8 protein-coding genes and 1 riboswitch are annotated in these 13,005 nt (G+C 38.4%); of the genes, 3 read left to right on the forward strand and 5 right to left on the reverse strand.

What is annotated here, in order from left to right; genetic code table 11:
- Positions 1 to 67: 67 nt before the first annotated feature.
- Both H569_RS0103945 and H569_RS0103955 read right to left on the reverse strand, forming a co-directional pair.
- Positions 68 to 1,171, reverse strand: a complete 1,104-nt coding sequence (locus H569_RS0103945; RefSeq protein WP_027363936.1) for a M24 family metallopeptidase — start codon at positions 1,169 to 1,171, stop codon at positions 68 to 70.
- Between the two features lie 311 nt (positions 1,172 to 1,482).
- Positions 1,483 to 2,040 (reverse strand): cupin domain-containing protein, encoded by a 558-nt coding sequence (locus tag H569_RS0103955; protein ID WP_027363938.1) that lies wholly within the window; start codon positions 2,038 to 2,040, stop codon positions 1,483 to 1,485.
- 325 nt (positions 2,041 to 2,365) lie between these two features.
- Positions 2,366 to 2,449, forward strand: a riboswitch (cyclic di-GMP riboswitch).
- Between the two features lie 108 nt (positions 2,450 to 2,557).
- On the opposite strand from H569_RS0103955, the gene H569_RS21175 reads away from it, so the two are divergent.
- The 3 genes from H569_RS21175 (at position 2,558) to H569_RS0103970 (ending at position 9,785) form a co-directional block, all read left to right on the forward strand.
- On the forward strand, positions 2,558 to 6,310 hold the full coding sequence (locus H569_RS21175) for an EAL domain-containing protein (protein ID WP_051273220.1): 3,753 nt from the start codon (positions 2,558 to 2,560) through the stop codon (positions 6,308 to 6,310).
- 64 nt (positions 6,311 to 6,374) lie between these two features.
- Entirely contained in the window at positions 6,375 to 7,748 is a 1,374-nt protein-coding gene (locus tag H569_RS19110; RefSeq protein ID WP_051273222.1) for a PAS domain S-box protein, read from the forward strand.
- A 207-nt stretch (positions 7,749 to 7,955) separates the two neighbouring features.
- Positions 7,956 to 9,785, forward strand: coding sequence for a DUF342 domain-containing protein (locus tag H569_RS0103970; RefSeq protein WP_027363939.1), 1,830 nt, complete (start codon positions 7,956 to 7,958; stop codon positions 9,783 to 9,785).
- 215 nt (positions 9,786 to 10,000) lie between these two features.
- Here H569_RS0103970 and H569_RS23305 read toward each other — a convergent pair whose 3' ends face one another.
- Genes H569_RS23305 through H569_RS0103985 form a run of 3 tightly spaced genes read right to left on the reverse strand, consistent with a single transcriptional unit; the run spans position 10,001 to position 12,786 of the window.
- Positions 10,001 to 10,126: a hypothetical protein gene (locus tag H569_RS23305; RefSeq protein ID WP_257720083.1), complete on the reverse strand. Its 126-nt coding sequence runs from the start codon at positions 10,124 to 10,126 to the stop codon at positions 10,001 to 10,003.
- A 34-nt stretch (positions 10,127 to 10,160) separates the two neighbouring features.
- Entirely contained in the window at positions 10,161 to 12,116 is a 1,956-nt protein-coding gene (locus tag H569_RS0103980; protein WP_027363940.1) for a sensor histidine kinase, read from the reverse strand.
- Positions 12,091 to 12,786, reverse strand: coding sequence for a response regulator transcription factor (locus H569_RS0103985; RefSeq protein ID WP_027363941.1), 696 nt, complete (start codon positions 12,784 to 12,786; stop codon positions 12,091 to 12,093). The genes H569_RS0103980 and H569_RS0103985 overlap by 26 nt, the downstream gene beginning before the upstream one ends.
- Positions 12,787 to 13,005 lie beyond the last annotated feature (219 nt).

Here is a 13,005-nt window from a genome sequence, read left to right on the forward strand (position 1 = left end):
CATGCGGCTAAATCTTAATGTTAAATTTTCCATCATCCGCATAAATCTTGTTTAGTCAAATAACTGTTTACCCCAAAATCATATCTTTAAACTCTTTGGAATAACTATTCAGCACCTTTGCTCCGTTTTTTGTAACCACGACATCATCCTCAATCCGCACCCCGCCTAATTGGGGAATATAAATCCCCGGTTCAATGGTAAACACCATACCCTCTTCCAAGATATCCTCATTTTGCCTGTGAATCTTGGGGTATTCATGAATATCAAGTCCAATGCCGTGTCCGGTTCTATGTATGAAATATTCGCCATAACCCGCTTTTTCAATTATCTGTCTTGCCGTTAAATCTATTTCTTTGATGGGTATGCCGGGATGAACCTTTTCAATGGCAGCGGTTTGAGCCTCCAATACGATTTTGTAAATGGTCTCCATTCTGGGATCAGGTTTTCCAATAAAGAATGTCCTGCAATAATCGGACCAATAACGATCATAGTACACACCATAATCCAGAGCCACCGCATCACCTTTTTGGAACACATAATCTCCGGAGAAACCGTGCGGATTTGCCGTTCTTTCCCCGCCCAAAACCTGGATCACAAAGGAATCGGTAACAACTCCCGGCTTGGCTGACATGGCCCGGAATAAGGCAAATTGAATATCTTTTTCCGAACGTCCAATTTGAATTAAATCTCTGACCTCACCCAAGACCTGGTCTCCATACCTGGCTGCCGTATGGATTTTTTCAATTTCTTCCTGATCTTTATATATGCGAAGATTTCCAATCAGCTTGCTCGCATCTATTAATTTCATTTTTGGCAGATACTCTATAAACTTTTCCCCCAATTTCATGTCGAAATAATCCATTTCCACCCCAAGAGTATTACAGCCGTCCAAAACCTCCAGCAATTTAAGTATTGGGTCTTCATCATCCCGGTGTAAAATTTCGGGAATACCTTTAACTGAAGCAATCTCTTTTTCCAAGCTGGGCAAAATCATGGAACAACTATTGTTTTTGCTGTCCAGCAGAAGAGCTACAAATCTTTCATACGGGTTAATCATGATTCCGGTAAAATAATAAATATTAAGGGGTTTTCCTACTATTACCTGTTCAATTCCCCGGTGGGCCAAAATCTTGAATAACTCGCTCCTTCTCCTGGCGTAAGTAGATCCCATTTTTATTACCTCCATTGAAACTTCTAATATGACCTGGAATTTTATTTGGATTATTTTACTTATACTCAAATTAAATATGGTTAATTCGGCTTATTTTCCTAAATTCCTTCTATAATTTGAGTAAAAGTAAAAATAATTTCTGTAAATATTCTTGAAATATTTTATTTTCAATTGTTACCATTAATAAGAAAGGCACTTTTCCGGCCCGGCAAACAGGAAAAGTGCCTTTGTCAAGGTGAATTAAGATAACCCTCTTTAAAGCTTTGTGAAAAAGTTCATATATAGAAGCATCAAAATATTTTTGTTTTTCCTTAATCAAAAATCTTGGGAAAAACAACTAAAATTACTTTTACCAATTTATTGGTAAAATTACCCCAATTATGTGGGATGCTGGAAGGAATATGAACACTGTCCCCCGGATATAGTTCGTATTCTTTATCCTCAATAATATAAGTCAATATTCCTTCTAAAACGTAGCAAAACTCCTCGCCGTGATGAGAAATTGGGGCCAGATCCGATCTCTGCTGACCTGGAAGCAAGATTGTTAACATGGGATCCATCTTCCGGTCTTCAAAATTACTGGCTAAACTGCAATAAACATTCTTGGAGTGTTCCACTAAAATAGCTTCCTGTTCATAACTGCGGAAAATCATGTTTTCGTGCTTATGAGGCATACTAAAAAAATAAGCCAGATCTACACCCAAAACTTCCGCAACAGATCGCAGCGAGGCAATTGCTATTGATGCCAATCCTCGCTCAACTAACGATAAAAAACTGATAGACAAGCCGGTTTTTTCACTAAGATCCTTTAAAGTCATTCCTTTGGAAGTTCTTACTTCTTTAATTTTTTGACCCAATTCTTTATCCATAATCTCCCCCTGTACAGGCTGTTTTCTTACCTTACCACAACACGCCTTAAATATTCCACATAGTCAAAATTATTCCTCCATCCTTTATTATTTTGACTTATTGCATGCAATTATTTATTGCTGTCGGAAAAAGCGGAATCAGAGCATTTGACGCACTGAACGATTGCATACCAGGAGGCTACACTATTATATCTTAACCAGCTATTTAATGACAAATATTTTAGATGAAGTGCCCGAAGCCGAATGGGAACATTCGGGATAAAGGTTACAAAATCGGGACCTTTGTCCCATTGACACATAGGACTTTTGAACCATAAAATGCCTTTAAAGAAAATGGCAAACCTAGTCGAAAGATGGGGACGCAAAGCCACGGGTCTAAAGCATTAGCCATGACAGCCGGGTTGCCGTGAAATATGTATGAGTGGGGCTACCTTCACGGCAAGGTAGTTTTTTGTTTATTGCACCTGCACGTATCATTTGCAACATCGTAAATTGAAAGCTGCGGGGTGAGTAATTTATGTTGGAGAAAAACCATATTTCGCTAATTTATAATAATGTTTCGGATTTAGTGTTTCTTGTGGAAGTTGAGGCAGATAATGGTTACCGTTTTCTTACAGTTAATAAATCTTATCTCGTAGTTACAGGGTATTCTGAAGAACAAGTGGTTGGTAAAAGGATCGAAGATATTTATCCAAGAACAGTTTCTACTTTTATGATTAAAAAATACAAAGAAGCAACTCAGTCAGGGAGGACAGTTTGCTTCGAAGAAATCGCAGAGTTTCCTAAAGGACAATTAATATTTGAAACAAAACTGACACCTATTTGCGATGATAAAGGACATTGCACTCATCTCCTTGGGATTGCCCACGATATTACCGGGCACATCAGAGAACGAAAAAAGACGGAGGAATTGCTGGAGCTAGAGCGTCGACAATTACTTTCCATTTTTAACGGTATGGATGAAAGTGTCTATGTAAGCGATCCGGATACATATGAAGTACTGTACGCCAATCGAATTATTAAAGATAAGTTTGGAGATGTGGCAGGAAAAAAGTGTTACAAGGCACTTCAAGGCATGGAGTCACCTTGCCCATTTTGTACTAATGAGCATATTTTTAATCAGAATGCCGGCAAGACATATATCTGGGAAACCCGCAATAAAATCAACCATCGTTGGTACCGCTGCATTGACAGAGCCATAAGGTGGCCGGATGGCCGGATGGTCCGGTGTGAAATGGCTATTGATATTACCGAGTATAAACTAGCAGTGGACGCGCTAAGTGAGAGTACGGAGAAATACCGGTTGTTGTTTAATAATGCAAATGACGCAATTTTCCTGTACGAAATGACCAACGAAGGACTGCCGGCTCGCTTCATTGAGGTTAACGATGTTGCCTGCAAGAAGTTGGGATATAGCAGAGATGAATTTTTGGTAATGAAACCAGAGGACATTATTGATAAGGAACATTTCAATGTCAAACCGGAAGTTAAGCAAAAGTTTTTAGATAACGCTCACATCACTTTTGAGACGATTCAAGTAACTAAAAATGGAGTAAAAATACCCGTTGAATTAAGTTCGCATGCTTTTAGTTTAAATGATAAAAAAGTTTTACTGACCATCGTCCGTGATATCACCCATCGTAAACAAGCGGAAAAAGCACTGCAAGAACAGTATGAATTTTTACAAAAATTAATCAATACCGTCTCCATACCAATATTTTACAAAGACATAAAAGGATTATACAGAGGCTGCAATGTTGCGTTCGAGTCTTACAATGGTTTAACCAGAGAGGAGATAGTCGGAAAGTCCGTTTATGATATTTACCCCAAACACCTGGCAGACATTTACCATGAAAAGGATGCGGAATTGTTCCGGAACCCGGGTGTCCAGGTTTATGAAAGCACCGTAATGTATGCCGATGGCACCATGCATGACGTAATCTTTAACAAGGCTACTTTTTCCGACAGCGATGGAAGTATGGCTGGTTTGGTGGGAGTGATTGTTGACATCACCGAAAGAAAGAAAATGGAAAAATTTATACAACATCGAATCGCTATTGAGGGAGCGATAGCACAGGCTTCAAGGTTGTTTGTTTCTCCGGAGGGTACTGATCTTAAAGAAGTACTGAAGATTCTGGGAGAAGCCGTTTCCGCCAATCGAGCCTATATATTTAAATTTCGCGAAAACGGCAGTAAGATGGAAAATACGCACGAGTGGTGCAGTTCTGGAACAGTGCCTCAGATTGATAACCTTCAGGATCTGGATTCGAGCATATTCCCATGGTGGATGAGGAAGCTTGAACACGGCGAAAACATAGTGATACCGGACCTTGACGACCTTCCACCCGAAGCCGGTGCTGAGAAAGAAAATCTTCAAGCTCAGGAAATATGTTCCCTCTTGGTTGTTCCAATCTATTCAACGAATGGAACACTGAGCGGATTTATGGGATTCGATGACACGGAAAAGTGCCGGGAGTGGTCCGCCGAAGACACAAAAGCTCTTCGGGTAGTGGCTGAGATGGTAGGTGTCTATTGGGAGCGCAAGCGGGCGGAAGAGGCGCTGAGAGAAAGCAATCAACAGCTTCAGCAGATAATCGAATTTCTACCCGATGCCACCTTTGTCATTGACCGTGACAAAAAAGTCATTGCCTGGAACCGGGCCCTCGAAGAGATGACAGGAGTGCGTAAAGAAGACATAATCGGCTATGGTAACTATGCGTATGCGGTACCTTTTTTCGGAAAACCAAGGCCGTTATTAATTGATTTTATTTTTTCGGAAAACAGGGAAAGCGAAACGTTCTATCCATATATAGAAAGAAAAGGCAATACATTGTACTCTGAAACCTATACACCTTCTTTACTTGAAGAAAAAGGAGCCCACCTGTGGGAGACGGCCTCACCGCTCTTTGACAGTGATGGGAACTTGATTGGAGCCATTGAATCCATCCGCGACATAACCGAGCGGAAGCGGATGGAGGAGCAGTTGCAATATCTGGCAACACACGATGCCTTGACCAATATCCCCAACAGGTATTCCCTGGAGGCAACTATTGAACGCGCGGTAGCAAAAGCAAAACGTGGAGAAAAAAGTGGACTCCTCTTTATTGACCTTGACAACTTTAAACTGGTCAATGATACTCTTGGGCATGCAGCAGGCGATGAGTTATTAATTGCTTTAGTTAATGTTTTTAAAATTAACTTGCGTGAAGGAGATTTTCTAGCCCGGTTAGGAGGTGATGCGTTTGCAGTATTGATTGAAGGAATATCCGATCAAGAAGCCGGGATTATAGCCGATAAACTGCGCCGGGCGGTGTACGAAAGTGAGTTAAATCTTGTTACTCACGGACTCCGTTTAAATTTAAGTATCAGCATTGGTATTGTAATGGTTGACGGTACTTTAGACTATCAAAAACTCCTCTCTCTAGCTGATACCGCCCTTTATGCAGCCAAGGAAGGGGGCCGGAACAGGTTTGCCTTTGCCGGGTCCGATGAAGATCCGATAAACAGGCTAACTGAAACAAACCAGTTAGTTGGGTTGATCAAGAATGCCCTTAAAGAAGACCTGTTTGTGCTTTGTTTTCAACCAGTGGTTAGAGTAAGTGACGGAAAAATAATTCATCACGAAGCCCTGATTCGCCTCCAGGACAAGAACGGAAAGATAATCTCTCCCGGCAGGTTTATACCTGTTGCTGAACGCTTTGGCTTAATGCATCAAATTGATCTATGGGTGGTTCAATCATCCTTAGCGACTATGCGCCAATTTCCTGAACTAAGGCTTTTTATAAATCTTTCCGGGGTCACTCTGGGAGATGAAGCTGTTTTGGGTTTAATTGAATCAAATATACTCGAGAGTGGCATAGACCCTTCCCGGATAGGTTTTGAAATAACAGAAACCGCTGCCGTAAAAGACATATTTCGGGCTGAGCGATGGGTCCGCAGGATTAAAAGCCTGGGGTGTCTTTTTGCACTGGATGACTTTGGGACAGGATTTTCGTCCTTTTCCTATCTTCGTATTCTACCGGTAGATTACATCAAGATTGACGGTTCCTTCGTCCGCAACTTGGATAAAGAACCTGTCCATCGTGCCTTGATTCAGGCTATTAACACCATAGCGAACACACTGGGAAAGAAGACCATTGCTGAGTTTGTGGAAAATGAAAATATCTTAAAAGTGTTGCAGGCGATTGGAATAGATTGTGGTCAAGGGTTTTACCTTGGAAGGCCCGCACCTTATCCCTTGGAAAGCTTTACTAAGATAAAAATATCCTGAAAGAAAAAGCAAGACCATTCGGAAAAAAGGGGCGTAAATCTCTAGAAGGTTGGTGCAAGCAAAAATGAAGGAGATGGACAATCAGGAACAATTAAGCAATTTGCTGCGAAAGTCAGATACTTACCGAATAATTTTTGAAGCTACCGGATCAGCAATGGCAATTTTTGATGAAAATACCACCATATTACTCATAAACTCAGAATTTGAGAGACTTTCAGGCTATTCAAAAACCGAGATAGAAGGTGAAAAAAAATGGACGGAATTCGTTGTTCAAGATGATTTAGAAAAAATGAAAAATTATCACTTTGCACGAAGAACCGGCCAAGGGGATGCTCCAAAACGCTATGAATTCAGGTTTATAACCAAGGAAGGAAATATCAAACATGTTTTGGCAACCGTTGACGTTATACCTGGCACAACCAAGCGCGTTTCCTCTCTGATTGATATTACTGATTCGGAAGATTTGTACCAAGAATCTAGCGAAAAATATCGATTTTTAGTAGAGAACGTTAATGACATAATTTATTCATTAGATAAACAGGGTCACATTACCTATATGAACCCAATCGCAGAACAGTTGTTCTTTTACGAACTGGACGAAATAATAGGGAAACCTTTTGAAAAATTTATACATCCAGATGACCTGCCCGGTGTTTATGAAAGTTTTCATCGTGTTATTAGAGGTGAGCCGGATGTACGTGAATTTAGGGTACTGGATAAAGATAATACTGTACGCTATGTATCTGCTTCCTGCCGCCCTCAACTAAAAAATAATCAAATAATAAGTATCAACGGTATTATTCGAGATATTTCAGAACATAAGCAAGCTGAAGAAGAAAACAATGAAAATCTCAAAAAGTTAGAAAGAATAGTTATTGAGAGCATCTGTACAATGGCTAAAATGACTGAGTCCTGGGACCCGTACACTGCTGAGCATCAAAAGCGGGTGAGCAGACTTGCCTGTGCCATTGGCAACGAGATAGGCTTATCTGAAGAGATCATTAAGGTAATTGGTTTGAGTGGAATCATTCATGATATCGGAAAAATTTATGTGCCGGTTGAAATTTTAAGGAAACCCGCTAAAATTAGTGATATTGAATTTGAAATAATAAAAAACCATCCTCAAATCGGCCACGATATCCTGACAATGATAGAATTCCCATGGCCGATCGCTCAAATAGTGCTTCAACACCATGAACGAGTGGATGGTTCGGGGTATCCTTATCGTTTATATGATAAAGAAATTCTTTTGGAAGCAAAAATCCTGGCCGTAGCTGACGTTGTCGAGGCTATGGTGTCCCACAGGCCTTACCGGTCTCCTATCGGCATAGACAAGGCCTTACTGGAAATATCGCAAAATAAGGGAAAACTCTATGACAATACAGTTGTAGATGCCTGTATCAAGCTTTTTACTGAGAAAGATTTTATGTTAGAGTAATCCATATTTACATAACAACATGATTTTATCAAGACCTGCATAACAACAATAGGAACTTTAACGGATAATCCATTGTGAAAGTATTATAAAAAACTGAGGGGAGGGGTTAAAATTTCTACCGAAAAGCAATTAAAACAGCTAATTGATAAAATCTTTAATAATCAATCCTCTCAAAATAACAAAAATGATGCAAAAACCAGTGAAGAAATGAAAGGTCAAACAGTTCACGAAGATAAATCATTACAAAGAATTAATAAATCAAGTTCTCCTTCTCCTGAACATCATGATGTTGATGAAGAATTTCCAGCAGGCCAAATATGGGTACAAAATAATGAAATATATGTAAAAGCTACACCGGGTAAAACCACTTTACCCTATATTTACCCCACTGAACCGGTTAGACTTTTTATTAACGGTCAGCTTGTGAAAGAAAAAACCGTAGTATCCTCTGAGGATCATATAAACGTAGAGCTAAAAACCGAAGAACAGCCACTTTCTTTACAAATATACAAATCCAAAGATGGTATAGTCGCTTATGCATCAGTTAAATTAAAAACGATTAAGCAGTACCACCTTAAAGACCAATTACCGAGCAATCAGCTCATTTTAATAACTACCAGTACTATTACCAAATTCTTTCCATTAACTTTAGAAAACATCTTAGACAAAATTAACCAAGAAGGAATTACATATGGAGTAAATTATCAAGCCATTGAAGAATTTCTAAAAAATCCACAAGATAGCACTTTTGAAATTGCCAGAGGTGTTCCACCTCTAAAGCCCGTTGATGACTCTGTGGAGCTGTTATTTGATGAAAACATTACAAATCATAATGCTGATTCCCAAGATAAAGTAAATTTTTTTAATTTAAAACAAATCCCTTCTGTTGATAAAGATGTTTTACTTGGGATAAAGCATGAAGGGAAACCCGGTCAACCAGGATTATCCGTAACTGGAAAAATAATTTTACCTGAAGAACCGAAAAAAATAATAATCCAAAGCGGAAAGGGTGTTCGTTTAGAAGGGAATATGGTATATTCCACCAAGGCCGGTAGGCCAATGGTGAAAAAAGTCGGTAATACTTGGCTGTTTTATATCGAACCCCATCTTGTACATCGTGGAGATATTGATATTTCCACTGGAAACCAAGACTTCCGTGGAAATATCACCGTTTATGGTAATATTAACGATGGAATGACTGTAAGAGCAGGAGGGAACGTTCAGGTATTCGGGTACATTAACCGGGCGACTGTAATCGCAATGGAATCTGTTTGGGCCAATAAATGTATTGGAGCACAAGTACAAGGCGGTGGTGCCAGTTATTATATAGAAAATTGTAGTTTTACCCTTAACAAACTTTATGATAATTTTAAGAAACTAAATAAGAACATAAACATTATAATTGAGCACCCTGACTTCAAAGAATATAGGACTAAAATAGGACTTTTATTATTGTTATTAATTGAAAAAAAATTTCCCAATACAACAGATCTATTAAAAAAAACCGTTTACTATTTGGAAATAACACCTATAGATATGCCAAAGGAAATTGAAATTCTTATAGAAAAAATTAAAGAGAATATACCTCCGAGGGATCTTTCTCAGGAAAAGTTAAAAATTTTAATGGAATATATAAAATTTGCCCAAGATTTTTTTGAACAGATTAAAAATTATTCAGCTGATGTGAAAGTTGATTATTGTGCCAACAGTACTATATCTAGCAGTAGAGATGTGCACATTTCCGGTCAAGGTTGCTTCAGTTCACAGATAACTGCAGGCAGAAACGTTTATGTTGACGGTATATTCCGGGGCGGTAGTGTAAAAGCAAAAGGAGATATTTTAATAAATGAGGTAGGTTCAATAATTGCAACTAAAACAGTTTTGAAAACAGAAACAGGTAAGAGAATAAAAATATTAAAAAGAATATATGATGGCGTTATAGTGATTATTGGAAGTCAGAAATACATAGTTACGTCACCCATGGGGGCAGTGGAGTTTAGTAATTATGATGATACAAAAATTAGAATAGTAAAATAAGATAGGCAGTTAAAATAGCTATAAAGTTTTACACAAAACTTAAAGCATTCAGATAAGAAACCCTCTTCAGCATGGAAGAGGGATTTCTTTTCAATCTACAGAGACCAGCATATCCTCGTGACGCACCAGTAGCAGCGTGCAGGCTGTCCTCCGGTTGAACGCCCCGGACGGGGGTAAGGTAGACCATGGCTCCGGGCACCAGCAATTACCGCATCCTAACCCGAACTGGGTACGTAAACTTTTGCTTCCCGGCCTTCCAGTCGCGCCAGGTCCACAAACCTATTCAGTCGGCTGATAAATTCTGCTTTAACCAGGTTTTCCGGTAATTTCCAGACTGTCAATTACATCACCTCTTTCCCGCATAATGACTTATTATTACTTTTCCGACCACAAGGGTATTTCTATAATCACTTTGAATAAATCACCGTCGATTTCTATTTTAAATCTACCACCCTGTATGTTGGTTAAGCTTTGTGCGATTGAAAGCCCCAAACCTGATCCTTCCGTCGTTCTGGATGCATCTCCCCGTACAAAACGTTCTGTCAGTTGTTCAGGGGGAATATCAAGAGGACTGGCGGCTATGTTTTTTATAATTAGTAAACCATATAAATCATTTTTAGCAATATTAATATATACTCTAGTATGCGGCAATGAATACTTCACTACATTAGATAACAGATTTTCAATAATACGCCACATATGTTTTCCGTCAGCAGATATTAATATATTTTTGTCAGCAGTATTAATGTGAACATCCAGTTCCGCTTTATTAATTTTTTCCTCATACTCACCGCATGCTTGCATTACCAGCTCATGCAAGTCAACTTTTTCCGCTTCAATGGCCAGATTGCCACTTGAAGCCTTACTCGCTTCTATTAAATCTTCAATCAGCTGCTTTAACCTTGCAGACTTCTCTTCCAATATAGATAAGTATTCTTTGGCCTTTTCACTGTTTAAATCTTCCTTTTTTAGCAGGTCAACATAATTAATTATTGAAGTTAGCGGTGTTTTTAAATCATGAGATACATTGGCAATGAGATCTGTTTTCATGCGCTCTCCTTTAATGGCCTCAGCAACGGCTTTTTTCAGTCCCCCTTGTATGCTTTGGATGTTCTCTGCAAAACCCGAGAACGCAACTGATATTTCAGATTTATCTAATACATAATCTATATTTCCTGTTGAAATTTCTTTTACAGCCTTCATGATTTGTGATAAAGACAAAAGAGACTTGGCTGAAAAATAAATGGCGGCAATGTTAAAGGCAACTAATAAAAAGACAGCGAACAAAGATAACAAAAAATGACCAGATCGGACCATCGCAAATAAAATTCCGTTTAGTGCTCCATATCCCAAAAGCAGGAGTAATGTCCAAGCTTTAAATGCCCTTCCGTTAAAGCATAAGTCAAATATTATATAAATTAATGTATTTTTAATGACTTGTTTGCTTTTAATCTGTCTTATCATAGATAGGATGTAAGACAGCCCTATTAATACATCTATTCCAAAAACCAGGGCCAGTACATATAATCCCACTAGATCGTGGTGAAATGAAATTGAACGTGCAATAGCCAGCGACATTAGTGCTGCAATAAATACCAACACGGAATAAACATCTGTGTAAATTCTGTCTACAAATGGAATAGTTATTTCTCCTCCCTCTTGACGCCCGGTAACGACAACCAGATATATAAATGCTAAAATCATTAAGATTATAGTTGTAACCAATAAAACATTGACGTAGGTTGCAATTGTTTTGGTTTTGGAATACGTCATAAAATCATCGTAAAACACATCTCCCTGCTTTAAGGGTTCAATTACAGCCGCATAAACTTCATATGGCGTACCCGTCAACAACTGCTTTATATCTCCGCCGAATGGATAGTCCGGTTCATATGTCAACTGGTTGTAATATACAGCGGAAGGCTGTTTTTGTATTAAGGCAAGCGCGTCTGTTTTGGTTACATTGGTAATGGTTTCTCCTGTTTGGGTGTTTTTTATATAATAAGCAAAGTTAACCGTATTAGTAATTTGCTTCTCAAGATCATAATAACGTTGCAAATTATTTTTTAAAACATCCTCCGTTTCACCGGAAGACTTAATAGATTCTTCACTTTTAAGTTTAACTTTTAATTCCACGATATTATGAAGCAATATGTTAAATTCAGTTTTAAATTTGTAGGTATCATAATAACTTTTACTACTTATAATGCTATGGTTGTATAATAGAAACATACCACTCCCAAAAACGCACATTACGCATAGCCATACAACAATAAAAGCAGCAGTTTTTGCTCCCGTCGAATATTTAATATTTTTCAATTTTGTATCCAATTCCCCACACCACCTTCAAATATTTCGGTTCTTTAGGATTGATTTCAATTTTTTCTCTGATCCTTCTAATATGTACCGGAACGGTATTTTCCGCAGAATATGACGGCTCATTCCAGACATGCTCATATATTTGTTCTGTTGAAAATACATGGCCTGGATTTTTCATGAGAAACAGCATAATACCATATTCCGTAGGGGTTAACTTGATAATTTCTCCATCCACTCGTAGTTCTTTAGCTTCCGGATCAAGTTCCAAACTGCCGGTTTTTAAGATCTTGCTGTTTGAAACTAAACTGCCCAGCGCAGTATATCGGCGCATCTGTGATTTGACTCTGGCCATTAGCTCCAATGGATTAAAAGGTTTGGTCACATAGTCATCGGCGCCAAAGTTCAATCCTGTAATTTTATCCGTGTCCTCAGATTTGGCGGATAATATAATAATTGGAATATTAAATTCTTCACGAATCTTTATTGTTGTCGACAGGCCATCTAAATCCGGCATCATAATATCCAACAGCACCAGATGTATTTTATGTTCTGACAAAGCCTTTAAAGCCTGAATTCCTGTATAGGCTTTTACTACCCCATAATTTTCGTACTTTAGGTATATTTCTAGAGCATCAACTATTGCTGTATCATCATCACACACTAAGACATTCAGTTTTTCCATATAAATCACTCCATACTATACTGTTTATACTGTTTTATTATATTACACCCAAATCACCTGCCTTCTATCTAATTTTGGCAGGCAATATTTGCAAAACACCTGATAAAAATATTAAGACTTTCTTAAGATTTGCCTTTAAAACAAATAATGCGTTGGTGAGAATTTTTCTTCTCAACCAACGCATGATAAAATATGGTGGCTAAAGATGTCAAAACATTT

This window comes from Desulfotruncus alcoholivorax DSM 16058 (assembly GCF_000430885.1).
GTDB lineage: Bacteria > Bacillota > Desulfotomaculia > Desulfotomaculales > Desulfallaceae > Desulfotruncus > Desulfotruncus alcoholivorax.

Excerpts from the sequence above, each read along its gene's own strand:
- H569_RS21175 (WP_051273220.1), top strand. The coding sequence starts at position 2,558 with ATGTTGGAGAAAAACCATATTTCGCTAATTTATAATAATGTTTCGGAT.
- H569_RS19110 (WP_051273222.1), top strand. The coding sequence starts at position 6,375 with ATGAAGGAGATGGACAATCAGGAACAATTAAGCAATTTGCTGCGAAAG.
- H569_RS0103945 (WP_027363936.1), bottom strand. The coding sequence starts at position 1,171 with ATGGGATCTACTTACGCCAGGAGAAGGAGCGAGTTATTCAAGATTTTG.
- H569_RS0103985 (WP_027363941.1), bottom strand. The coding sequence starts at position 12,786 with ATGGAAAAACTGAATGTCTTAGTGTGTGATGATGATACAGCAATAGTT.
- H569_RS0103955 (WP_027363938.1), bottom strand. The coding sequence starts at position 2,040 with ATGGATAAAGAATTGGGTCAAAAAATTAAAGAAGTAAGAACTTCCAAA.
- H569_RS0103970 (WP_027363939.1), top strand. The coding sequence starts at position 7,956 with ATGAAAGGTCAAACAGTTCACGAAGATAAATCATTACAAAGAATTAAT.